This window comes from Streptococcus pseudopneumoniae (assembly GCF_001072665.1).
Lineage (GTDB): Bacteria > Bacillota > Bacilli > Lactobacillales > Streptococcaceae > Streptococcus > Streptococcus pseudopneumoniae_S.
Window position 1 is genome coordinate 1 of sequence record NZ_JVJI01000067.1, and the last position, 24,182, is coordinate 24,182.

The 24,182-nt window shown below is 39.5% G+C and carries 25 protein-coding genes; 2 read left to right on the plus strand and 23 right to left on the minus strand.

Annotation, left to right across the window (positions count from 1 at the left end; genetic code table 11):
• Positions 1 to 209: 209 nt before the first annotated feature.
• From ADH52_RS04245 to ADH52_RS04265, 5 genes are all read right to left on the minus strand, one after another.
• On the minus strand, positions 210 to 1,352 hold the full coding sequence (locus ADH52_RS04245; protein WP_049510282.1) for an Abi family protein: 1,143 nt from the start codon (positions 1,350 to 1,352) through the stop codon (positions 210 to 212).
• A gap of 290 nt (positions 1,353 to 1,642) precedes the next feature.
• The gene (locus ADH52_RS04250; RefSeq protein ID WP_049510284.1) at positions 1,643 to 2,809 is read right to left on the minus strand and encodes a MalY/PatB family protein; all 1,167 of its coding nucleotides are present in this window, start codon (positions 2,807 to 2,809) and stop codon (positions 1,643 to 1,645) included.
• Positions 2,810 to 2,816: 7 nt separating this feature from the next.
• The gene (locus ADH52_RS04255) at positions 2,817 to 3,911 is read right to left on the minus strand and encodes a cystathionine gamma-synthase (RefSeq protein WP_049510286.1); all 1,095 of its coding nucleotides are present in this window, start codon (positions 3,909 to 3,911) and stop codon (positions 2,817 to 2,819) included.
• A 141-nt stretch (positions 3,912 to 4,052) separates the two neighbouring features.
• Positions 4,053 to 6,011: a peptide ABC transporter substrate-binding protein gene (locus ADH52_RS04260; protein WP_049510289.1), complete on the minus strand. Its 1,959-nt coding sequence runs from the start codon at positions 6,009 to 6,011 to the stop codon at positions 4,053 to 4,055.
• 204 nt (positions 6,012 to 6,215) lie between these two features.
• A complete protein-coding gene (locus tag ADH52_RS04265; RefSeq protein WP_049510291.1) occupies positions 6,216 to 7,838 on the minus strand; it encodes a putative polysaccharide biosynthesis protein in 1,623 nt (540 codons plus the stop codon).
• Positions 7,839 to 7,943: 105 nt separating this feature from the next.
• On the opposite strand from ADH52_RS04265, the gene ADH52_RS04270 reads away from it, so the two are divergent.
• Complete coding sequence (locus ADH52_RS04270; RefSeq protein ID WP_049510293.1) at positions 7,944 to 9,389, plus strand: UDP-N-acetylmuramoyl-L-alanyl-D-glutamate--L-lysine ligase; 1,446 nt, start codon at positions 7,944 to 7,946, stop codon at positions 9,387 to 9,389.
• A 44-nt stretch (positions 9,390 to 9,433) separates the two neighbouring features.
• Here the strand turns inward: ADH52_RS04270 and ADH52_RS04275 are convergent, their stop codons facing one another.
• From ADH52_RS04275 to ADH52_RS04345, 15 genes are all read right to left on the minus strand, one after another.
• Positions 9,434 to 9,625: a CsbD family protein gene (locus ADH52_RS04275; RefSeq protein ID WP_049488510.1), complete on the minus strand. Its 192-nt coding sequence runs from the start codon at positions 9,623 to 9,625 to the stop codon at positions 9,434 to 9,436.
• Between the two features lie 101 nt (positions 9,626 to 9,726).
• Positions 9,727 to 10,377: a DUF1803 domain-containing protein gene (locus ADH52_RS04280; protein WP_049510295.1), complete on the minus strand. Its 651-nt coding sequence runs from the start codon at positions 10,375 to 10,377 to the stop codon at positions 9,727 to 9,729.
• Positions 10,361 to 10,873: a YiiX/YebB-like N1pC/P60 family cysteine hydrolase gene (locus ADH52_RS04285; RefSeq protein ID WP_049510297.1), complete on the minus strand. Its 513-nt coding sequence runs from the start codon at positions 10,871 to 10,873 to the stop codon at positions 10,361 to 10,363. Before ADH52_RS04285 ends, ADH52_RS04280 begins: the two co-directional genes overlap by 17 nt.
• Positions 10,874 to 10,959: 86 nt before the next feature.
• Positions 10,960 to 11,895 (minus strand): manganese-dependent inorganic pyrophosphatase, encoded by a 936-nt coding sequence (locus ADH52_RS04290; RefSeq protein ID WP_049510299.1) that lies wholly within the window; start codon positions 11,893 to 11,895, stop codon positions 10,960 to 10,962.
• An 82-nt stretch (positions 11,896 to 11,977) separates the two neighbouring features.
• Positions 11,978 to 12,265, minus strand: a complete 288-nt coding sequence (locus ADH52_RS04295; RefSeq protein WP_033689123.1) for a GIY-YIG nuclease family protein — start codon at positions 12,263 to 12,265, stop codon at positions 11,978 to 11,980.
• Positions 12,255 to 13,004: a tRNA1(Val) (adenine(37)-N6)-methyltransferase gene (locus ADH52_RS04300; RefSeq protein WP_000390777.1), complete on the minus strand. Its 750-nt coding sequence runs from the start codon at positions 13,002 to 13,004 to the stop codon at positions 12,255 to 12,257. Before ADH52_RS04300 ends, ADH52_RS04295 begins: the two co-directional genes overlap by 11 nt.
• A 52-nt stretch (positions 13,005 to 13,056) precedes the next feature.
• Positions 13,057 to 13,419 carry a S1 RNA-binding domain-containing protein gene (locus ADH52_RS04305; RefSeq protein WP_020902234.1) on the minus strand — a complete coding sequence of 121 codons (363 nt, stop codon included), beginning with the start codon at positions 13,417 to 13,419 and terminating at the stop codon, positions 13,057 to 13,059.
• 1 nt (position 13,420) lies between these two features.
• Complete coding sequence (locus tag ADH52_RS04310) at positions 13,421 to 14,821, minus strand: bifunctional Cof-type HAD-IIB family hydrolase/peptidylprolyl isomerase (protein WP_049510303.1); 1,401 nt, start codon at positions 14,819 to 14,821, stop codon at positions 13,421 to 13,423.
• A gap of 79 nt (positions 14,822 to 14,900) precedes the next feature.
• Positions 14,901 to 15,404 carry a GNAT family N-acetyltransferase gene (locus ADH52_RS04315; protein WP_049510305.1) on the minus strand — a complete coding sequence of 168 codons (504 nt, stop codon included), beginning with the start codon at positions 15,402 to 15,404 and terminating at the stop codon, positions 14,901 to 14,903.
• Positions 15,405 to 15,701: 297 nt separating this feature from the next.
• Complete coding sequence (gene rpsR / locus ADH52_RS04320) at positions 15,702 to 15,941, minus strand: 30S ribosomal protein S18 (RefSeq protein WP_000068664.1); 240 nt, start codon at positions 15,939 to 15,941, stop codon at positions 15,702 to 15,704.
• 31 nt (positions 15,942 to 15,972) lie between these two features.
• Positions 15,973 to 16,443: a single-stranded DNA-binding protein SsbA gene (gene ssbA, locus ADH52_RS04325; protein ID WP_049510307.1), complete on the minus strand. Its 471-nt coding sequence runs from the start codon at positions 16,441 to 16,443 to the stop codon at positions 15,973 to 15,975.
• Positions 16,444 to 16,454: 11 nt separating this feature from the next.
• Complete coding sequence (rpsF, locus tag ADH52_RS04330; protein ID WP_001151778.1) at positions 16,455 to 16,745, minus strand: 30S ribosomal protein S6; 291 nt, start codon at positions 16,743 to 16,745, stop codon at positions 16,455 to 16,457.
• A 219-nt stretch (positions 16,746 to 16,964) separates the two neighbouring features.
• Positions 16,965 to 17,519, minus strand: a complete 555-nt coding sequence (locus tag ADH52_RS04335) for a DJ-1 family glyoxalase III (RefSeq protein WP_049510309.1) — start codon at positions 17,517 to 17,519, stop codon at positions 16,965 to 16,967.
• A 10-nt stretch (positions 17,520 to 17,529) separates the two neighbouring features.
• Positions 17,530 to 18,753, minus strand: a complete 1,224-nt coding sequence (locus ADH52_RS04340; protein WP_049510311.1) for an FtsW/RodA/SpoVE family cell cycle protein — start codon at positions 18,751 to 18,753, stop codon at positions 17,530 to 17,532.
• 4 nt (positions 18,754 to 18,757) lie between these two features.
• Positions 18,758 to 21,238, minus strand: a complete 2,481-nt coding sequence (locus ADH52_RS04345; protein ID WP_049510320.1) for a bifunctional DnaQ family exonuclease/ATP-dependent helicase — start codon at positions 21,236 to 21,238, stop codon at positions 18,758 to 18,760.
• A gap of 123 nt (positions 21,239 to 21,361) precedes the next feature.
• Between ADH52_RS04345 and ADH52_RS04350 the strand changes: the two genes are divergently transcribed.
• Positions 21,362 to 21,547, plus strand: a complete 186-nt coding sequence (locus ADH52_RS04350) for a hypothetical protein (protein WP_001068558.1) — start codon at positions 21,362 to 21,364, stop codon at positions 21,545 to 21,547.
• A 24-nt stretch (positions 21,548 to 21,571) separates the two neighbouring features.
• Here ADH52_RS04350 and ADH52_RS04355 read toward each other — a convergent pair whose 3' ends face one another.
• From ADH52_RS04355 to ADH52_RS04365, 3 genes are all read right to left on the minus strand, one after another.
• Complete coding sequence (locus tag ADH52_RS04355) at positions 21,572 to 22,423, minus strand: NAD(P)H-hydrate dehydratase (protein WP_049510314.1); 852 nt, start codon at positions 22,421 to 22,423, stop codon at positions 21,572 to 21,574.
• 13 nt (positions 22,424 to 22,436) lie between these two features.
• Positions 22,437 to 23,258 carry a hypothetical protein gene (locus ADH52_RS04360; RefSeq protein WP_049510316.1) on the minus strand — a complete coding sequence of 274 codons (822 nt, stop codon included), beginning with the start codon at positions 23,256 to 23,258 and terminating at the stop codon, positions 22,437 to 22,439.
• 239 nt (positions 23,259 to 23,497) lie between these two features.
• On the minus strand, positions 23,498 to 24,182 hold a 685-nt coding region (locus ADH52_RS04365; RefSeq protein WP_049510318.1), incomplete at its 5' end, for an SIALI-17 repeat-containing surface protein.

The following is a 24,182-nucleotide window of genomic DNA, read 5'->3' on the forward strand; positions in this document are numbered from 1 at the left end:
CTCTATACTATACCGGCGGCCGGGGTCGAACCGGCACGTCCTTGCGGACACTGGATTTTGAGTTCTAACTCAATGTTTTTATATCAATTAAAATAGCATGCAATCAACAATTTTACTATTTAAAAATATCTGATTTTAGCTGAATTTACCAATTATGGTATTTTTGTGGAAATTACTATATAATTCATTCATATTTTTACTAAGTACTTTCAGAACTTTATATAAAATTTTTTCAAAAACAATAACAGTTTATTAAGAACGCCATTATGAATTTTACTTTCATCAATTTGGCTTAAATTCACATTTTTAATTATTAAACAATCCTTCCAGCATTCCGGAAAACCAATTTTAGTTTTTTCTATGATACTGCTAGTCATAAATTTTCTTTCAATTTCGTTAATAAAGGTATCCCACTCATCATGAATGCTTGAATTATGACAAATAAGAATTTGTTTTATTGCCAGCATATAGGCAAATAAGTCTTTATTATCTCCTTGTTTCTTCCCATACATTTTTATCTTCCGCAAAACTGGTGTATAGAATCTTGGAACACCCACATTAAAGTTACGTGCGTATAATCTGCCATAATGTGCACAAACATTCCTAATAAACCATGTGGCAGAAATCCAACTTTTACTTGCAGATATAATATGGTCCTGCATGTTAGCATCATTTTTATAATAATCATTACTAAGAAACAACTCTTCAACCCATAAACTATAAAATTTATCATTCAACTGCTCAATTATTTTAGTTGTTTCTCCAAAAGTCAGCTCAGGTACAACAACCCAAAAAGGAAACTTGCAATCTTTATTACTCACATGGTGACTTATTGGAAGAGATTTAGCTTTTAATTCAAATAATCTCATTCCAATTCTTTCAATAAATTCCTGATAATCATTTTCATTTTTATAAATTGATTTATCTAAATAGCACTCGCCTTTTTGTAAATTCCCTTCATAATTACTACATAAAGTATGGATAATAGAAGATTTGATTAACAATTCTATTTTACCAGTAAATTTCATCAAATTTTCTCTCAAAAATGAATTGAATTCATAAAGTTCAATACAGTCTTGAAAAGAAAAAGTAGTATCTTCTCGTTTCGGTAAACACTTTCTGTATATTGAAAAATCATAATAATTTGTCTGAAAAAGGAACTGTTTAGCGAAAGCCTCATCAGACTCATTAATTATTACTTTAGCACCTGTTTTCTTTACTGGTCTAGCAAGCTTCTTCTTCAACTTATCAAATTCAAGAAATTCTTTCATTGAAGAGTTTTTATCAGGGGCTAGTGCATAATATTTGACAGAAATATTTTTTACCTTAATCTTTTCATCAGTTGTATTCATCATTCACCCTAAAAAAAAAGCCTCACAAAACTATTTGATTGATTAATCAAAGGGAGCCTTGGGAGTTCTTGTACAATTATTATAGCCTAATCCCTATTTTTTGTAAACCCCCTTTCCATACCACCAAATGTAGTAGCTCCAATCTTTTTTAACCAAAAAACTCCATATATAGTGCTATTTTTAGACACAAGAACACAAGATATAGATAGAGGTCTTCAAGACCTCTATCTATTGTGTTTTATAAGTGAAAATATTTTTTAAAAATATTTAAAAAATAATAAAAACGATTTTTAACGTTTGGCAAAAGTTGTCACAATCCGCTGACACACTTCTTGCAGTAGAGATTTAGGCATAGCTACATTGAGACGGGCATGGAGACTCCCTTCCTCTCCAAAATCCAAACCACGGTTGAGGATAACCTTGGCTTCATTTCTCAACAGCTCTTGCAATCTTTCATCAGTCAGGTCATAGGCTGAAAAATCAAGCCAAATCAAGTAGGTTCCTTGCGGCTTCATGACCTTGATTTTAGTCTCTTTTCCAAATAAATCTACCACATAATTAATATGGTCTTCAAAGACTTGCTTGAGTTCCTCTAGCCAATCCTTCCCATAGCGATAAGCAGCTTCTGTCGCCAGATAACCCAAGCCTGAAATTTCATGTTGATTATTAGCCAACTGGCGTTTCTGGTAAGCCACTCTCAACTTAGGATTTTCAATGACTGCATAGGAATTTTTTGTTCCAGCGATGTTAAAAGTTTTAGTAGCACTGCTTAAGACGATAGCAAATTCTTTAAAGGCAGGATTAATGGTATTGAAAGAATGGTGTTTGTGACCAAAGAGGGCCAAATCTTGGTGAATCTCATCTGAAACCAAGAAAACACTATGTTTTTGACAGAGCTGGCCAATCTTCTCCAACACTTCCTTTTCCCACACACGTCCACCAGGATTATGAGGGTTGCAGAGGATATAGAGTTTCACATCCTCTTCTACCAAATCCTTCTCCAATTGGTCAAAGTCAATCTCAAACAGACCATCCTTTTCCACCAAAGAATTGGTAATCAATCTGCGGTTATTCAACTTGACACTGCGAGCAAAAGGTGGGTAAACTGGTGTGTTAATCAGAACTGCCTCGCCTTCTTTTGTAAAGGCTTGAATAGCTGTTGAGATGGCTGGTACCACACCCTCGATAAAGACAAGAGCCTCTTTGTCAAAGTGGTAACCGTGTTGTGTTGCTTCCCACTTTTGAACTTCCTTAATTAACTCTTCACTGGCATAGGTATAGCCATAAACCAGTTGATCAGCGTAAGTTTGCACAGCTTGGCGGATTTCAGGCAAGACTACAAAGTCCATATCCGCTATCCAAGCTGGTAGGATTTCACTATCCGTTTCTGCTTCTTTCCATTTATAGGTATGGTGCCCTAAACGGTTGGGCAGGCTTGTAAAATCATATTTTCCCATCTTTATCTTATCCTTCTAAGGCTTGGCGCAAATCTGCAATCAAATCTCTAGCATCCTCAATCCCAATCGACAAACGCAATAGGTCATCTGTCAAACCATAAGAATGGCGCACTTCTGCTGGAATATCAGCATGAGTTTGCGTCGTTGGATAAGTAATGAGACTTTCTACCCCACCCAAACTTTCGGCAAAAGAGAAAACCTTGAGGCTATTCAAGATATGTGGAATGCGTGTTTCATCCGCCACTTTAAAGGAAATCATACCTCCACGACCAGTGTAGAGAACTTCCTTAACTGCTAGAGAATCCTTCAAAAAGGCAACCACTTCTTGGGCATTGGCTGTTGAGCGCTCCATACGAAGAGACAAGGTCTTGAGACCACGAATCAATTGATAACTGTCAAATGGAGACAAGACTGCCCCTGTCGTATTGAGATTGTAAAAGAGTTTCTCGTATAGTTCTAAACTATTGGTCACAACCACTCCAGCCAAAACATCATTGTGACCTGCTAGATACTTGGTTGCTGAATGGAGAACGATATCTGCTCCATCTTCAATCGGACGTTGGTAGATAGGGCTGTAGAAGGTATTGTCTACCACCACTTTGGCACCCTTAGCATGAGCCAATTTGGCTAGTTTTTCGATATCAAATTCCAACATCAAGGGATTGGTTGGGGTTTCGATATAGAGAACATCCACGTCCTTTTCTAACTCGGCAATCAACTCTTCTTCTGTATTGGCATAGGTAAAATGGAAACGGCCTTCCTGCTCCACTTGGTTGAACCAGCGGAAAGAACCACCATAAAGGTCACGGACAGCCAAGACCTTACTTCCTACTGGAAAGACGCTAAAGGCCAGTACAATAGCTGACATACCTGAGCTAGTCGCTAGGGCATAGTCTGCGGACTCAATAGCCGCCAAGACTTCTTCCGCCTTACTGCGAGTTGGGTTTTTGGTGCGCGTATAGTCAAATCCAGTAGACTGACCAAACTCTGGGTGCTGATAAGTCGTCGAAAAATGAATCGGTGTCACCAAAGCTCCTGTCGCTTCATCTGACTTGATACCCGCCTGGGCCAAAATTGTGTTAATGTGTAATTCCTTGCTCATACAATACCTCCAAATCTATAGTAACTATTGTACCACTTATTTTCATCAACTCATTTTCTTCTTTTCAAGAGCTAGTTATAGTTTCAAACTATATAAAAAACGACAGCTTCTTTCGAAACCATCGTTTTTCTTGAAAAATCCTTATTTTACATGTTTTGCCAATTCTTCTTGGGCTTTTTTATTGGATTCTTCTTTTTCTTTCAGCCATTTTTCTTTAGCTTTTTCATATTCATCTTTTGTGACTGTTTTATCTTGTACTTTGAGGTATTTATAGGATTCGATTCCTTTATTACCAGCTAATGAATATGGTTCTGAGAAAGGAACTGTTTTTCTCAATACTGGTGTTCCCCCCTTAGAAATATTTGGAATCGCTAAAGCGCTATCTACCAACCATGCTTGGATCTCAGCATACTTTTCATAGCGTTTTGCAAGATCTTGCTCCTTATTGGCTTCTTCCAGCATTTGAGTGTAGATATCCAGTCCAACAGCCTTAGCCTTATCATTAGATTCACCAGGCTCTATACCCAGATTTTGCAACACTCCACCGCTCTTCACATTGAAAATATCAAGATAAGTTGATGGATCTTGATAGTCAGATCCCCAACCACCGTTATATAGATCGTAATCTTTCTGAGCAGCAGTCTGAGCCAGATAGCTTGTACTATCATAGTCTTCAGTGGAGAGTTGTTGAATATCAATTACAACATTATCTGCACCTAAGGCTGCTTCAATAGATTGCTTCATAGAGTTTGCCTCTTGGACACCCTTTTTAGCAGCTTGGTCAACTGTCATGTCCAAGTGAATAGGGAATTGGACTCCTTTAGCTTGGAGTTCTTTCTTAGCCTCTGCAAATTTAGCTTTAGCTTTTTCAGCATTGTAGTATGGATCTTGGGCATCCGCAAAGTTGATTCCTTGCCATTCCTTACCATAATTCACCATCTTAGAGGCTACTACTTCACCAAAGTCTTTTCCGTTGATACTTACGAAGTTTGGAGGAACGACTAGGTTACGCAAAATCTTAGTTGCACCATCTTCTCCCTGAGATTGAGCCCCGTAAGCTGTACGATCATATGCAAAGTTGATGGCTTGACGGAAGTTTTTGTTAAGAACCGCTTCTTGAGTCGATTTCTTTTCAGCATCACTTGTTTTTGAAGTGAATTTATAAGATTTTCTATCTAGGTTAAAGTTTAAGAAGTAAGAAGTAGCATCTTGCAAGCTATAGATGATATTGTCCTTATTCTTTTCTTTAATTCCTTCAAAGCTTGAACTATTTGGATAAAGGCGAGCATAACTATAAGCTCCCTCGACAAAGTTACGAGCTAGTGCATCTTGGTCACTACCATCATAATAGGCCAATTTCACATCATCTACAAAGACATTTTTAGCATCCCAGTAGCTAGGATTTTTCTTGAATTCGATGACAGATTTTGAAACAAAGGATTTCATCAAGAAAGGTCCATTGTACAAAATACTAGATGGGTCTACCTTCCCAAAATCATCCCCTTTTGATTTCAAGAAATCAGCATTGACTGGGAAGAGAATGGTTGACGTTGTTTTTGAATTCCAGTAAGATTCTGGTCGTGTCAAGGTATATTGAACCGTTTGGTCGTCAAGTGCTTTAACTCCAACAGTTGAAAAGTCTGTTGTTTTACCAGTGATATAGTCATCTAAACCAGCAACGGATTCTTGCACCAAGTACAAGGCTTCTGATTTTTTATCAGCCGCATATTTCAAGCCAGTTACAAAATCTTGGGCAGTTACAGGAGCATATTCATCTCCATCTGCAGTATACCATTTAGCATCTTTACGCAGTTTGTAGGTATAGGTCAGACCATCCTTGGATACACTCCAATCCTCTGCCAAGGATGGGATATAGTTCCCATACTGGTCATTTTCCATGAGCCCATCTACCAAATTAACCACGATATCATTAGTTGTTGCACGGTTTTCTGCTAGATAATTCAAACTAGACGGATCACTAGTATAAACATAGTTATATGTTTTTGACGCTGTGCTGGAATTTCCACACGCGCTTAATAAAATACCTGCACTTAATACGACACCTGCAAGCGTTGCATACTTGGCTTTAGACTTTTTCATCTTCAGAACCTCCTGATTTAAATATTTGTCTTATTATACAACTTGAGTTTTATTTAGTCAATAGATTTTTAAGTAAAATTTAAGAAAAATTAAATTACCATCTACAAACTTTAGCTATTATTCTACAAATTAATAAAAAAGAGAATAAATTGAACATTTTATGGTAGAAATGTTCAATTTATCCCTTTTATTTATAAATATTTTTTAAGTTAACTTTAATTTGATTCGTAAGCGATCTGCTTGAGCTTTTCCAATAACCTTATCCAATAAACGGGTACGGAGGCTCATAATTCCATAAGCTCCTCCACCCATGGTACCGACAAGGGCTACATAAAGGAAGCTCCACAAACGCCCACTTGGTTGGAAGACAAATCCCAGTATCCACTGTATGGCACCTACGCCAATAAACATAACAAGAGTTAACAAACTGATTAAAATTGTTCTCCTAAATACCACATTACCTCTCATTCCTGTTACCCTACATAGTTCACGATAAATGAATATAATGGGGATGATAAGAGCGATTGATGTTGAAATCAAAGGACCATAACTGTGAAAAAGATAAATTGTTGGTAATTGCAAGACTAGCTTAGCAACCGAACCATAGAAAAAGTAACGGATTGCTTTACGGTTATGGAACATAGCCTGAAGCATTGGTGACAAAACCATATATACACCCAAAATGGTTGACTGCAAGACCGCAAAGATAAACAAACCTAATGCCAAACCATCTGGCTTCCCGTAAAATATGGTATAAATAGGTTCACCGACCATGACCACTCCCACTGTTGCAGGAAAAAGAAACAATAGAAGCATCGTTAGATTATCTTGAATCAATTTAGAGGCAGACCTCAAATCACCTTTCACATAGTTTTCGGTCAAAAGTGGCAAGCCTACACCACCAATCGAAACTCCTAAGGAAATTAAAATCATAGTGATTTTATTAGGATTAGCAGAGAAATAAGAAAACATGACAACCAAGTCTTCATTACTATAGTTGGTAAACCAACTCATACTATTGATAAAGGTCATCTGGTCCAAAATCTGGAAAAGCTGGATAGCAGACCCTGTCAGGATAAAAGGAATGGCTTCCTTAATGGTGTCGACCAAAAGACGCTTGCTGTTTATCTTATCTCCTGTTTCAAGGACTCTTTTAAGTAAACCTTCTTTGGCAAGGAAATAGATCAAAACTGCAAAACTAGCTACCATGCCGACAAAGGCAGCAAAGGTGGATTGGGTAACCGCTGCTAGATAATCTCCTGAACCCATTTTCATAATGATAAAGGTAGCTAAGAGCATCCAGATAACACGAATGACCTGCTCAGCGATTTGGCTCATGGCATAAGGTTTCAGGTTATTCATCCCTTGGAAGAAGCCTCGAATCACACTCATAGATGGGAAAATCAAGACCGCCCAAGCCAAGCTCTGCATGATTGGGATCAGGTCTTCCCCTACACCCGACAAATCTGCTAGCCAAGGAGCAAAGACATACAAGACTAAAGCAAAAACCAGACCTAGTCCAGTCATAAAGCCCAAAAAACTCCGAATCAGGGCAAAGCTATGCTCTTCTTCTCGCATGGTATTGTACTTGGCCACTTGCTTGGCCACCGCAACTGGAATACCCGCTGTTGAAACCAGCAAGAACCATGCATAGATATTGTAGCCCATGGTAAAGAGACCATTTGCTGTAGCCGCATAAGACCCCATCCAGATATACCAAGGGATGATATAAATGGCACCGAGTAGACGACTGATAAAGTTACTAGCCGTTAGCCAAGCAGTCCCCCGTAACATCTGGGCCTGCTGGTGATTGTTTTCGTTAGACATAGATTCCTCATTTAATTTTAATCACTAGGAAAAATTCCTTATCTTCCATTATAAACTTTTCCTTGTCACTTGTAAATTTACGACTTTCGGTTTACAATAGAAAGTATGATTAAGATTGAAACCGTATTAGATATTTTAAAGAAAGATGGTCTCTTTCGTGAGATTATCGACCAAGGACATTATCACTACAACTACAGCCATGTCGTATTTGACACCATCTGCTATGATAGCCGCAAAGCCAAAGAGAAGAGCCTCTTTTTCGTCAAGGGTGCTGCCTTTAAGAAGGAATTTCTGATTTCTGCCATCTCTCAAGGCCTCGGTTGGTATGTGGCTGAAGAAGACTATGAGGTTGGTATTCCTGCTATTATCGTCAGTGATATCAAGAAAGCCATGAGTTTGGTAGCTATGGAGTTTTATGGCAATCCACAGGAAAAACTTAAACTCCTTGCCTTTACTGGAACCAAGGGTAAGACAACAGCAGCCTATTTCGCTTATAATATCTTATCTCAAGGGTATCGACCGGCTATGCTCTCAACCATGAACACAACTCTAGATGGCAAGACTTTCTTTAAGTCTGCATTGACAACCCCTGAGAGCATTGACCTCTTTGACATGATGAATCAAGCTGTGCAAAATGACCGTACTCACCTCATCATGGAGGTATCCAGTCAGGCCTATCTGGTCAAACGTGTCTATGGTCTAACCTTTGATGTGGGAGTTTTCCTCAATATCAGCCCCGACCATATCGGCCCGATTGAACACCCTAGCTTTGAAGACTACTTCTACCACAAACGTCTCTTGATGGAAAATAGCCGAGCAGTAATCATTAACAGTGACATGGACCACTTTTCTGTCTTGAAAGAACAAGTCGATGATCAAGACCATGATTTCTACGGTAGCCAGTCTGATAACCAAATCGAGAATTCCAAAGCCTTTAGTTTTTCAGCTACGGGTAAACTTGCTGGAGACTATGACATCCAGTTAATTGGGCACTTCAACCAAGAAAACGCCGTCGCTGCCGGACTTGCTTGTCTCCGTCTCGGAGCTAGTCTTGAAGACATCAAAAAAGGAATCGCTGCAACCCGTGTTCCGGGTCGTATGGAAGTCCTCACTCAGAAAAATGGAGCCAAGGTTTTCATCGACTATGCCCACAATGGTGACAGTCTGAAAAAACTAATCAATGTTGTAGAAACTCATCAAACAGGAAAGATTGCTCTGGTCTTAGGTTCGACAGGAAATAAGGGAGAAAGTCGTCGTAAGGACTTTGGCCTCCTCCTCAATCAACACCCTGAGATTCAAGTCTTTTTGACTGCTGATGACCCCAATTATGAAGACCCAATGGCCATTGCAGATGAAATCAGTAGCTATATCAGCCATCCTATTGAAAAGATTGCCGATCGCCAAGAAGCTATCAAGGCAGCGATGGCTATCACAAGTCAAGAATTAGATGCTGTGATTATCGCTGGTAAGGGAGCCGATTGCTACCAAATCGTCCAAGGTAAGAAAGAAGCCTATCCAGGAGATGCAGCCGTCGCAGAAAATTATTTATAAGATAAAAAAATCAAGGGAAATGAAACCCTTGATTTTTTCTATTTTTATTTAAAAGCGTTTTTCAAACCTTCAACGGCACCTTCTACAGCATCTTTAGCATCTTCAACTACTTCTTTTGCCTTAGCAACTGTCTTTTCTACAGCGCCTTCTGCTTCAGTCTTACCATCTCCAGTAACTTTACCAAATCCTTCTTTGATAGCGCCTGTTGCTTGTTCCAATTTGTTTTCAAGTGACATATGATTGTCTCCTTTAGTTTTATTCCGATATGTGTTATCGGTTACATATAGTTTATACTTAATCCTAAGGAAAGTCAAACAATGTGCTCAGAAACAAAATTTCAAGCTAAGTAGAAAGTTAATCTCTCCTTGTCAAAATCGACGGCCAATTCATACTTTCCATCTTCATTTTGGACAATATAGCCCAAGACTACTAAACTGTCCACAAAGATATCACGTCGTTTCTGCATCAGTTGATCTTTTTTGAGAAATTTTAGCAAAAAAGTCGTCATATATTTGAGAGCATACTCAGGATTGACATCTCCCAAAATAGCATAGAGTACCTGCTGTTTTTCTGTCAAAGGATACTGATGTTTGACCTTGTAGAAATAATTGGACAGGGTCATTTTTGATCTCGCAAAGTCCGTCTTTTCAACTAAAATAGATTCATTGGTTTGATTTCGTAATTCCGTCTCAAACCTCTGCTCTAACAAGGCTTGATAGACCGGACTATCTTCGCTAACAAAAATCTCTTGATCCAGTTCGAGATTATCGAGTGATTCAAGCATAGGAAGATTAAGGTAATAACGCTTATTTTCCCGACGAATCAAACCAGCCTTTATATACTCTTCCATAAGTTTATCAACTGCCACATCTGGAAATTGAGCCTTAATTTCTCTCAAAATAACATCATCATGCTGGTCCAGATAGCGAATCAATTCTCCAAAAAATGACTGTCTCGTCAAACGAGATGGATTAAAAATCTGAATCATGAAGATTCCTTTCTTTACATTCTAACAGAGGCGATGCTGCCAACTGACTAGGATTGGTCCCAGCTTGGTTCAGAGGAACAGGCAAGCCTAGTTCTCTGTAATACTCTCTCCAAAAGTCACTAATCTCCTGCTCCCCATCCTCAAATTTCATGGGAATGGTTTCAAAAATGGGGAGGATTTCTGCCATATACTGGGAACAGTAAAAACCTTCTCCATCTGGATAGAAAGAAGCATTGTAGGGTGCTCCTAGATGTTTGCAAGCTTTTTCCTTCACAGACTGGATATCCATTTCTGGGTAAACATAGAGGTCGTACAAATGATTGGACTCAAAGAAGTCTGCTGGTTCCTGACAGATAACACCCGCTTTTCTACTAGCATGATAAATCATCCCATCCAAATAAATGGCAACATGGTTATAGTTGCCTGTGGAAGTCTGGATGGCCTGTCCCATATCTGAAAGGTCCTTCACAAAAATCAAATCGCCATTTTCTAACATGCTTCACTCCTAGAAAAAAAGGAGCCGAAACTCCTTTCGATATAAGTCAAATTAGAATTTCCTAATTTGAATTGACACTCAAAATATTAAGCATTGAAGCTTTCAGTCAATTGAGGTACCACTTGTTTCTTACGTGAAACAGCACCAGCAAGGAAGGCGTGGTTGTCTTCAAGTTTGAAGTTGAAAGCCGCTTCGACCTTGTCCATGTTAGCACCAAGTGCTAGGATTTCTGAGTTTGAGTTGACGATATCTGTAATCATCAATACAAAGTCAGAATAACCATTTGTTGCGTTGGCGGCTTGCATTGCAGCTTCAATTTCTGCTTGACGTTCTAAAACTTCAGCGATGTCAACTGTGTTTACTTGGGCAACACGGACATTATTTCCGTTCAATTCAAAAGTTTTAGCATCGATGTCAATCAATTCGTCAGCAGATTTGCTAGCCAAGTTGGTACCAGCTTTCAACATAGCCAAACCATATTCTTCCAAGTTCACACCAGCCAATTCAGCCAATTCAGGAGCAATGACTTTATCTGTTGGATGTGTTGTTGGTGATTTCAAAAGAAGGGTATCTGAAATCAAACCTGAAAGCATCAAGCCAGCAATCTCTTTAGGAACAGCTACACCATGTTCTTTGAACATACGGTAAACGATTGAAGACGCTGATCCAACTGGCTCCAAACGCATGTAAAGTGGGCTTGCAGTTTCAAAGTTAGCCACGCGGTGGTGGTCTACAACACCATAAACTTCTACTTCAGCGATATCTGATACAGATTGTTGGAATTCATTGTGGTCAGTTAGGATAACTTGCTCTGCACCTTCTGCTTTGGCAGAAGTGATAACACGCGGTGCTTCTACACCAAAATAGTTCAAGACAAAGGCTGTTTCTTCATTTGGAGTTCCAAGTGCAACAGCTTCCGTATCCAAACCGTAAGCTTCTTTTGCAAGGTAGGCAAAGGCTACAGATGACCCGATGGCATCTGAGTCTGGATTTTGGTGACCAAATACTAGAATCTTAGACATGATAATACCTCATTTTGTTTATTCTCTTTATTGTAGCATTTTTTTCGCTTTTTGACAAAAGTAAGAGGAGTCAAAGGACTCCTCACGATTCTTCAAAATAACTGAGTAAATTTCTATCTTGATTTTCAGATAAAAATCTTTCCTTCTGTGGCCTCTTCTTACGCTTGAGAAGGGCTTCTGCCGACATGGCTTCTTCCTTACTGGCAAAACCTTGAGCATAGATGAGTTTGACTGGCAATCGTGCTCGTGTATATTTGGCTCCCTTCCCACTATTGTGGACAGCGAGGCGTCTTCTCACATCAGTCGTATAGCCTGTATAGTAAGATCCATCACGACACTCCAGCACGTACATATAAGCCTTATGATCCATAATAAATCTCTTCGAGTTCCGGCGTATAAGAGCCATCATCATTGTGGACAATGAGAGGTGGCAAAACCTTAAAGCCACTTGTCGAGCCATCCTTGATAGCCTCAATCAAGAGCATATTGGCTTCCTTTTCTCTTTTTGGATAAACAAACTGCAGGCGCTTAGGGGCTAGATTATGCCGTTGTAAGCTGTCCAAGATATCTAAAAGCCGATCAGGACGATGAACCATGGCCAAGCGTCCATTCGATTTAAGAATACTCTGGGCACTACGACAGATTTCCTGCAAATTGGTCGTGATTTCATGTCGCGCCAAGAGATAATGTTCACTCTCGTTCAGATTGGAATGAGGATCCACCTTGAAATAGGGCGGATTACACAAAATCATATCTACCTTACTTCCCTGAATGTAAGCAGGCATATTTTTCAAATCATCACAGATGACCTGCATCTGCTCTTCCAAACCATTCAAGCGGACAGAGCGCTCAGCCATATCTGCCAAACGCTCCTGAATCTCAACAGCCAAAATCTGTGCCTGAGTCCGAGTGCTAGCAAATAGCCCAACTGCTCCATTTCCAGCGCAAAAATCCACTATCAAGCCCTTTTTAGGAAAACGTGGAAAACGTGACAAGAGAACACTATCCACCGAATAGCTAAAGACCTCTCTATTTTGAATGATTTTGATATCTGTCGAAAAGAGCTGGTTAATGCGCTCTCCTGATTTTAATAATTGTTCTTCTTCCATGGTCCTATTATAGCAAATTTATATTAACATTACAAAAGATAGTAATTGCTAACTAGTGCTTCTGATTCTTCAAATGTTGAAGGGCTTCCTTGGTCCAAATTGGCATCATTCGTTTGAGAGGCGCAAAGCCATAGTTAAAACGGTCGCTTGAAAAGCGTCTCCGTCTCGGAAACTGGTGCTTTTCTTCCTCCAAAGTGCGGATCGAAAGACTGGCTTTCCCTGTAAATTCATCTAAATCCACCACCTGAACCAGAACCTCTTCATCGACTTTCAAGGCTTCTTGGATATTTTCAATAAAGCCTGTCCGAATCTCTGAAATGTGAATCAGCCCCGTATCACCCGTTTCTAGCTCAACAAAGGCACCGTAGGGCTGAATCCCTGTAATACGGCCCTTTAGCTTATCACCGATTTTCATCCTAGTCCTCGATTTCAATTGTTTCAATCACGACATCTTCAACTGGCTTGTCCATAGCCCCTGTCTCAACAGCAGCAATGGCGTCCAAAACAGCGTAAGAAGCTTCATCAGCTAGCTGACCAAAAACAGTATGACGGCGGTCTAAGTGAGGAGTTCCTCCTTGGTTGGCATAGATTTCCGCAATCGATTCTGGCCAACCTCCACGAGCAATTTCTTTCTTAGAATAAGGCAAATGTTGATTTTGCACAATAAAGAACTGGCTACCGTTGGTATTTGGACCAGCATTGGCCATAGAAAGGGCACCACGAATATTGTAAAGTTCTTCAGAGAATTCATCCTCAAATGATTCGCCGTAGATTGACTCGCCACCCATACCAGTACCAGTTGGGTCTCCACCTTGAATCATAAAGTCCTTGATAATACGATGGAAAATGACACCATCATAGTAACCATCTTTTGAAAGAGCTACAAAGTTAGCCACTGTTTTAGGAGCATGTTCAGGGAAGAGCTTGATACGCAAGTCTCCGTGATTGGTCTTAATAGTCGCGATAGGACCTTCTACTGTTTCAATGTCTACTTGTGGGAAATGCAATTCTTTTTCTACCATACCAAATCCTTCTAAGGCATCAAAAATGCCATCTTCTTCTAGTGTTTTTGTTATATAATCTGCTTTTTCTTTGATATTATCATGAGAAATTCCCATAGCGACGCTGATTCCAGCATAATCAAAGAGTTCTAAGTCATTCAGCCCATCTCCAAAAACCATGACGTTCTCTGGTTTCAAACCTAGGTATTCCACAACCTTTTCCACACCCGTCGCTTTGGAGCCTGAAATCGGCACAATATCAGACGAATGCTCATGCCAACGAACCATGCGAAGCTTGTCTGAGAAACTGTCAGGCAAGTGCAAGTCATCTCCCTTATCTTCAAAAGTCCACATCTGATAGATATCTTCTTTCTCATGGAAATTAGGATCTACAGCCAAATCAGGGTAAATTGGATTGATCGCTTCACTAATCATATCGGTGCGAGTCGACAACTTGGCATCATGACTCCCAACCAAGCCATACTCAACTCCCTCTTGCTTTGCCCAAGAGATATATTCTTCCACATCTTCTTTGGCAATCTGATGTTGATAAATGACCTGACCTTTTTTATCTTCAATGTAGGCCCCGTTTAAGGTTACAAAAAAGTCAGGCTTGAGGTCACGAATCTCTGGCACAACACCAAAAATCCCTCGTCCAGAAGCAATACCTGTCAAAATTCCTTTCTCACGTAATTGCTTAAAAACAGTTGGGATTGAAGCTGGAATAAAACCTGTCTTAGAATTTCTCAATGTATCATCAATATCAAAAAAGACAATCTTGATTTTCTTTGCCTTGTATCTTAATTTGGCATCCATCTCACTACCTCTTTCAATCTAACTCTTTCCATTATACCATAAAGTAGCTAAATCCCCTATTTTCAAAAAGTTTCCAGTTTTATTGTAAGTCCTTGGATAAGTATAAAACTAAATCATCATTATTTTGGCTAGTTGCATTCATTTCCAAGGGTTTATTTCTATACCAGACACCTGTCCCATCTGGAATATAGCCTCGTTTGATATACAATCTCTGGGCAGGGCCATAGCCTGAGTGCAAACCTACACCAAGAGTGACCTTACTCGAAACAAACTTGACTCGTTTTTCTGCTTCTTCTAGCAGTTGATTCCCAATCCCTTGATTTCGAAAAGGCTCAAACACATTAAAATCTGATAATTCTGGATATACTTCTGCAAAAGGACCATGTTTAGCAGAGGGCAAAATGGTAACGTAGCCCGCTACAGCACCATCAATCTCTGCAACTAAGACTTCTCTCTCCCCACTTTCCTGTTCCAGAAAATATCTAGCCAAAATTTCCTCTCTACCAGTCCAACCTTGATTCATAAATCCATGAGATAAGGATTCAATATCAGACTTAATCATATTTCTAATCGTACAATTCATCTTTGACTTACCCACCTTTACTCTTTCTATTACCATTATAGCACGCCAAGGTCAGAAAAAACTATCTCGTGAAAAAAAACCAACCGGGCTTTAATTCGCTTTCTTATTTTCAAGCTCATGAAAAAGAGGTCCACTGGACCCAAACTCGCTCTCTCATTTCAAGGCTCGTGAAAAAAAGACCCGTCGGGGTCTTAATTCGCTTTCTTGTTTTCAAGCTCATGAAAAAGAGGTCCACTGGACCCAACTCGCATTCTCATTTCAAAGCTCGTGAAAAAAAGACCCAACCGGGTCTTTTCTTTAATCTTCGTTTACGAAAGGCATCAAAGCCATTACGCGAGCACGTTTGATAGCTGTTGTTACTTTACGTTGGTTTTTAGCTGAAGTTCCTGTTACACGACGAGGAAGGATTTTCCCACGTTCTGAAACGAAACGGCTAAGAAGCTCAGTATCTTTGTAATCAACATATTCAATTTTGTTTGCTGCGATGTAATCAACTTTTTTACGGCGTTTGAATCCGCCACGACGTTGTTGAGCCATGTTTTTTCTCCTTTATAATTTTAGTTGTCCATTAGAATGGTAAATCATCATCTGAAATATCCAACGGATTTGTTGCTCCAAATGGATTTTCATCACGTGAAAAGTCTGGTACTGAATTTGTAGGTGCTGAATAGTTTGAACTTGGTGCAGAATAAGCTCCACCTGTGTGACCCTCACGCACACTACGGCTTTCCAACATTTGGAAATTCTCAGCCACGACCTCTGTCACGTAGACACGTTGTCCTTGCTGGTTATCGTAACTACGAGTCTGGATACGACCTGTCACCCCGATAAGTGAGCCTTTTTTAGCCCAGTTAGCAAGGTTTTCAGCCTGTTGGCGCCACATAACGACATTGATAAAATCAGTCTCACGTTCGCCATTTTGACTCTTAAATGTACGGTTTACTGCAAGAGTAAAAGTCGCAACTGCTACATTTGATGGGGTATAACGCAACTCAGCGTCACGTGTCATACGCCCTACAAGTACAACATTGTTAATCATAGTTTACCTTCTTACGCGTCAGTTTTGACGATCATGTGACGAAGAATGTCAGCGTTGATTTTTGAAAGACGGTCAAACTCTTTAAGAGCTGCATCGTCGTTTGCTTCAACGTTAACGATGTGGTAAAGTCCTTCACGGAAATCTTTGATTTCGTATGCAAGACGGCGTTTTTCCCAAGATTTTGATTCAACAACAGTTGCACCGTTGTCAGTCAAAATAGAGTCAAAACGTGCTACCAAAGCGTTTTTAGCTTCTTCTTCAATGTTTGGACGAATGATATAAAGAATTTCGTATTTAGCCATTGATATGTTCCTCCTTTTGGTCTAATGACCCCAAGACTTTGCAAGGGGTAAGTGAGGTTCGCTCACAATAAACTATTATACTAGAAAAAATTTTTTTACGCAAGTAAAAACACTGAAATAAAAAAGAAGATGACGAATCATCTTCTCAAAAATACAACTCTATAGCTAGAGATATAATATTTTTAACATTTACCACTCTCTAGAAATTATGGATCCGTTTTATTGATTTTTACCAAAGACATCTCGATAGAGCATTCCTGTTCGTAAAGTCTCTGCGTCTCCTCCTAATTGCTCCACCAACTCGTAGGCAAAGGCAAGGGCTGTTGAGGGGCCTCGACTGGTTGTCAAATGACCATCTACCACTACTGTTTCCTTGACGTAGTGACCATCAAGAATTTGCTCTTGGACGCCATCATAACAAGTGTACTGCTTGTTTTTCAATACCCCTGCTTGATTGAGGGCAATTGGTGCCGCACAAATGGCTGCCAGTTTCTTCCCTTTTTGCTCGAAGCTTTGCAACTCTTGAATCAAGGCCTGATTATCCCGTAAATGTGCAGAACCAGGCATTCCGCCAGGAAGGACAATCATGTCATAGTCGGATAGATCTCCCTCAAAGACACGATCTGCTCTTACTTGGATTGCATGCGAACCAGTCACTTGCTCTTCAAACCCAACCATATCACAAGTGATATTTGCCCGACGCAAAACATCCACAACTGTCAAAGCTTCAATTTCTTCAAAGCCCTGAGCTAACATAACTGCTACTTTTACCATGATTTTCTCCTTATTTGATTTGTTTTAAAACAACCTTTTTCCGCTTGAATGGAACTTTTCCGCTCTTTTCTTCAGCTAGATTGGTCTGGTAACTCATCGATAAAAGTAAGCCCACACCAATCAGATTACTGATAATAGCCGATCCTCCTTGAGAAATGAAAGGCAAGGGAATGCCCGTCAAAGGAAGCAAACCTGTCACGGCACCGATATTCTCAAAGATATGGAAGAGTAACATCATAATCAAACCTGTGGAAATATAGGTGTAGAACTGGTTATTTGATTTAAGAGTAATCTTCAACATACGGTAAATCAGCATGAGATAAAGGGCGATAACAAGGACGGAGCCAATAAAGCCAAAATCTTCTGCTATAACCGTGAAAATCATATCCGACTCTCGAACTGGAATAAGCAGATTAGAAGCATTAAAACCCTGTCCAAACAAGCCACCGCTTCCAATGGCAATCTGTCCTTGAGCCTGCTGATAGGTCGTTGTTTGAGCAAAGTCAAATGGATTGAGCCAAGCCAAAATACGGTTGATTTGGTAGGTCGGCATTCCCAGTTGATGGAGAAAAGCCCGACCGTCCTTGCTGATAAAAATAGCTAAGAAACCAGCAATTCCAGTTACAGCAGTTACAAATACTGGGATAATAATTTTCCAAGAAACCCCCGATAATAAAACGATTCCTGAGAAAATGGCTACAAAAACCAAAGCCGTCCCTAAGTCACTTTGAAGTGCCAAAAGAACTAGGACTGGAATGGTAAAGAGAATCATCCAAAAAATTAACAAAAAGTCCAGCGGAATTGTGCGTCTCCACTCCTTATGTTTTTTGGTAAACTGGACAATCACACGGGCCAACATGAGGATATAGGATATCTTCATAAATTCTGACGGCTGGAACAAGGTAACACCATTTACCGATACCCAGTTTTTGGCACCCGTTGATGCAACTAAACTTGGATTATAAAAGACGATAGGTAAGACCATAAGTCCCAAGCCTAAAATATATAGAAAGGGTGTCACCTTCCAAAGAAATTCTGTATTGAAGAGCATGACCACAAAACCAATTACAAGTCCCAAGGCAATCCAAGCGACCTGCTGCCCTAAAATGGGCAAAATATTATTTGGATAATCATGACTAACGGCAATATAAATAGCCACCACACCGATAACCAGTAGGAAAAATACTGGCAGGAGCAAACTATAATCGACTCTAGAGTCGAGAGAACGTTTCATATATTCACCTTTTCTCTTTCTTAGATTTTTCATTTTTGTTGTTTTGGAGGAAATCAATAACAGTAGAGGTAATCTGTTTTCTATTCACCTCTCTGATAGTTCTTTCCTTCGCTAAAGCTTGTCTAATCTGTTTACCATATCGTTTATGAACAATTCGACTATCCAATATCACAGCAATGGAAGCTTGTTCCTCTTTTCTAATTGTTCGACCCAAAGCCTGTTTGAGACGAATAATGGCCATTGGCAACTGATAATCATAGAAAGGATTCTTCCCTTCCTGACGCAATTCATGATTTAATTTTCGTGTTAAAGGTTCTTGGGGATTTTGGAAAGGCAATCGAGGAATTACTTGAATAACGCAAGGATGGGTAGAAAAATCAACCCCCTCCCAGAAACTTCCTGTTCCAAGTAAGATTTGTCGCTCTCCTTTTTCAAAACGTTTCTTCAGCTGACTGGGTTCCCCATTTTTATATTGGGCTAAATGAGGATGGTCTAGTAAATCTGACACTGCTAACAGTAATTCTTTAGACGTAAATAAAACAAGCAAAGGCTCTTGAAACACCTGTAAGGAATGGATAACTGATGTAACCTCTTCTGCATAATCTAAAGGAGAATGTTCAGTTACTAACGGAAAATCATTTACTAATAGAACTTCTTGCTGCTTCTGTTGTAAAGATTCAACTGTAATAAGTGGAGCTTCAGTAAATCCTAATAAATCCGCTAAAGAAACTCTATTACTGATTTCAAGAGTGGCAGATACGCCAAGCACTCTGCAATCTTCTGGCAATAAATCTGCTAGTAGCAAGCGACCTTTTTTACTTGAACAAATTAACACATCTTTACTTGACTTCTCAGCTGTTGCCAGCCAAAATTCACGGTCCGATGTAAAAAAGCGCGTCATATCTCTATACTCGGGAAGATTTAACTCAGAAAAATGCTGGCGTAAGTTTTCAAGAGAATCCAACCACTTGTCATTCTTAAGTCCTGAGTAAAACTGATTTATCAAATAGCGACATTCAAACCCAATACTCTCAAGCAACCGTCTCTGAATAAGATCTTTTTCTGTTTCCAAGGACTTTTCAACTTGTGTTACTAAATTATCGAGAAGATAAGACTCTTGGGCGAGGTTTTCAAGAGCAATCAGCATTTTTTGAGCTTCATCTATGATTACCAAGCGATTGTTGACAAACTCTGGATCGTCCTCTAAACGTGTTACCAAATAAGCGTGATTGGTTAACAAAAGGCGACTCGATTTAGCCCTATCTTGACTGCGTTTCCAGAAGTCCTCAGAAATAAATAAACTTTTTTTTGAAAGTTTTCCATCATGTACAAATTCAGGTATAAAATGTTGATAACGATACAGCTGCCCGATTTCATCTAAGTCACCTGTTTCTGTCTCTGTTAACCAAATCAATACTTGCATTTTAAAGCGTGTGAATAGGCGGTTAGACTCTGGCCTATGAAGTACTTTATAAAAATTATCGAGTTTCAAATAATTTTGAGGTCCCTTAAGACTATGAATATCAATATGAAAAGTATCTTTTAATCGACTTCCTTCTTCTTGCATAATTTGATTTTGAAGGATTTTGGTAGGAACACTAACAAGGATGCCTCCTTCACTTTTCATGCTCAAAGCTGGCAGTAGGTAACCATAAGTCTTTCCAAGTCCCGTTTGGGCTTGAATAAACGCGGTTTTCTGTTCTTTTAATAACTGCTCAACTTTTTCTGCAAATTCAACTTGCTGAGGACGTTCATCCAAGCCTAACAAGGACATATTTTTAGTGAAATCCTTTGATAGCTTACGTGGTTTTAAAGACTGACTTTTCTTTCTTAGAAAGAGTCCATGGAACTCCATCAAATCGTGAGAAGAAAGGAGGGACTGTCGCTGATACACTTCTTCAATCACTAAGTAAGTTTCATAAAGGAGGTTATCCGCAAGATTTAACAACGTTTCTAAAAGTCCTTTTGGTAACTGAAAAAGTTTTTGACGCATAAAAAGCAAAAGCTCTGCTGTTGCTTGTGCATCAGAGAGAGCGGTATGGGCGTGGTCTAACTTAATCCCTAACTCTTGACAGAGAATGCCGAGATTGTACTTTTCAAACTGAGGGTACAAAACCTGTGCTAACTCAACGGTATCCACTCGTGGAGTTCTCAATTCATAACCTTCAAAGAATAGGTACTCTGCTAGAAGATTTGCATCAAACTGTACATTGTGCGCGACAAAAACACCATTCTTGACCAGCTCAAAAATCCTTCCAGCTACCTGTGAAAACTCTGGAGCAACTGCCAACCGTTGATCAGTCAAACCTGTCAATTCTTTTATATGAGAATCCAAGGGCTCATGAGGATTGACATCCGTCCCATACTGATCGACGATTTCACCATTTTCAATCACCACAATACCCACTTGAATAATTTTTGCCTTGCTTCCGGTGCTAGTGGCCTCTAAATCAACAACCACATACCGATCATTTCTCGAATTCATCATTAAAAATTATATCAAAAAAAGCCCTGTTTGACACCCCTCAACTTCGATAGAAAAATCTCTTTGCTTGAAAAAATTTTTATAAAATGTTTGAATAGTATTATACAGAAAAGGAGACATAAGATGAACCCATTAGATTTGTTTAACCAAGTAAAAGAGCTAATCGAAACAAAAGATTTCGAAGCTGCAAAAACATTTGTTGCAGAAAATCAAGAACAACTTGGAGAATACTTCTCCCAAGCTCAGCAGTTGATTTCTGGTTCAGAAGGTCTAGATGGCCTCGTTGGAAAGATTAAAGGTTTTTTCTAAAAGATATAAAGGCGCCTGAAACGATCAGGTGCCTTTTTGAGATATTTTTTTCATTATTTTGGGCAGATAAGAGCTGATTTCCGTCGGCAAGACCACATAATGTTCTTGAGATAGTTCTTGGGCTATGGCTGAATGAAGATGAGTCACTACTGCCACACGTTCGTAGAGACTGGCCTGTCGAAATTGGCCTGCAAATCCTGCAATCATTCCAGCTAGTGTATCTCCCATACCACCAGTCGCCTGATAGGGACCGCCAACCTGTAACTGGTAACAATCAGACTGGCCAGCTTGCCAAATACGAGTAGCTGGACCTTTCTCCACCAAAATTGTTCCTTGAGGGAAAGAAGTCAGGGCACTAGATGTTGTATCTTCCTTTTGTTTTTCAATAGCAATACCAGACAGCTTTTCCCATTCTTTTTGGTGGGGAGTTAGGATAAGCTGGTTAGATGGAAACGACAAACTTGTCCTAGCAATGATAGTTAAGGCCCCTCCGTCTACAATCAAAATCTGATTCTTTTTTAAGCTAGCAAAGACCTGTTTTACTAGATTTTCTCCAAAAGCATCGTCTCGTAAACCAGGTCCCACTAAGACCACTTCTGCCTTCTCCAACTGCTCTTTTAACAATTGCTGGTCTTGCAGAGAAAAGGCCATAGCCTCAGGTAAATGATTGTGCAAAGCTGGGATATTTTCCCGATCTGTTCCAACAGTCACCAAACCAGCTCCACTTTTAACAGCTGCCAAAGCAGCCATGATGATGGCACCACCATAAGGATACGTCCCACCAAGCAACAGCAAACGGCCATAGTCTCCTTTATGACTGGTACGAGAACGTTCAATAATAACTTTTTCTAATAATTCTTGCTCAATCACTTTCATTGTTTTTCCTCAACTATCCTTTATCTGATTGTTTTAAAACAACTTGATAGACTTTCTTAGTCCACTCTTCTAAGTCTTCTCCAGCATAGTCAAGATAATGCACCCTATCTTGTATTTTAGTTGGAATAATATTTTCAAATTGGCTCTTATTATGAGTTGGAATAATACAAATATACAACTCACTAAATAAATTCAACATGTCCTTAATTTTTGCAACATGGTAGCCATCAAAAATATATCCAGTAACTTTAATCAAATCTGTATAGATAAAATGAAAACTCACTCCAGGAATAAACTTGTCTTGTAATTCTTTCTCTGAAGGAGCTCGACCTAATAAACGCTCCATCGCTAATCGATAACCAGAACTTGTATTTGACCACCCTAACATGACATAGTCAAAATAATCTATCGGATCCGATGCAGCATTTCTACTATCCAAAACCAACTCCTCAGCATCTCGCCCAAAGGCTTTCACAGCAGATAAGAGCTGACCTGTTTTAAAGATAGAAATCGCTACATCTATAGTCGTAGTATGACTACAGTAGTCCGAAGTCACTAACCTCTTATGTAGATCATAAGTCGAGGCTACTCTTTTATCTGTAGGGGTAAATGGTGGCAGAAAGTGATGCTGACAGATGTAATCTAAAATTTCTTTTTTTAAACAAGAATCAGCACATTCAATACTTGTTTGACGTTTATGAAGTTTTTCGTAAGCTATAAATTTAGCAATTTTTTCTAATTCCCACTCTTGAATATTTGGATAATCAATTAGTGCTAAGTAGTATATTCCATCCCATTGTAAACTATATTCCCCATTATAAATTTTTAAAATCATCTAATCACCTCACTCCATTATACAACAAAAAGGTACCCACCTTGCAGTTTGGATTACTATTTTTCTGTCTAACTTTTGGGGCACAATTCACCTCTCTTGCTTACACCTATATAAAACTGGAGAAGACCATGATTGTCTTCTCCAGTTTTTAGATGCCATCAACTTACTATAGTTGAAAAAGAAAGCAATTTTTAATCATCGACTAATATCTACAAATAGGAAGTCATTAGACGTACAGACTAATCTTCTTTACGTTTTACAGTTAATAGTGCTGCTGATAAGGCTAGTCCAACACTTGCTAAGAAAATAGCTGTTTCTGACTGTTTTTCACCAGTTTCTGGCAATCTCTTGTCTTCCTTGATAACTTGAACTGGTGCTTCTGGAGTCTGAGCTTTTTCTAACGAACTTAGTTTAAACTCTGGTTTTTCTACTGTCGGTGCTGGTTGGTCACCTACGGTTGATAATTGACCTGTGTACTCTGGTAGCTCATGTTTCAAGGCCATAACAGAGTTAACTCCACCTTGGAACTCTGGTTTCTCTACCGTCGGAGTTGGTTGTTCTCCTACGATTGACAATGGACCTGTGTACTCTGGTAGTTCGTGTTTCAAGGCCATAACGGAGTTGACTCCACCCTTGAACTCAGGTTTCTCTACTGTTGGAACGGCTTGATCGCCTAAGGTTGATACTGGGCCTGTATAAGCTGGTAGTTCATGTTTCAAGGCCATAACTGCATTCACACCACCTTGGAACTCAGGCTTCTCTACTGTTGGAGCGGTTTGGTCGCCTACTGTTGATACTGGGCCTGTGTAGGCTGGTAGTTCATTGACCAAGGCTTCAACTTCATTCACACCGCCTGTGAACTCAGGTACCTCAAGCACTGGTGCTGGTTCTTCACCCTTACTTGATTGAACAGGTTCTTCTGTC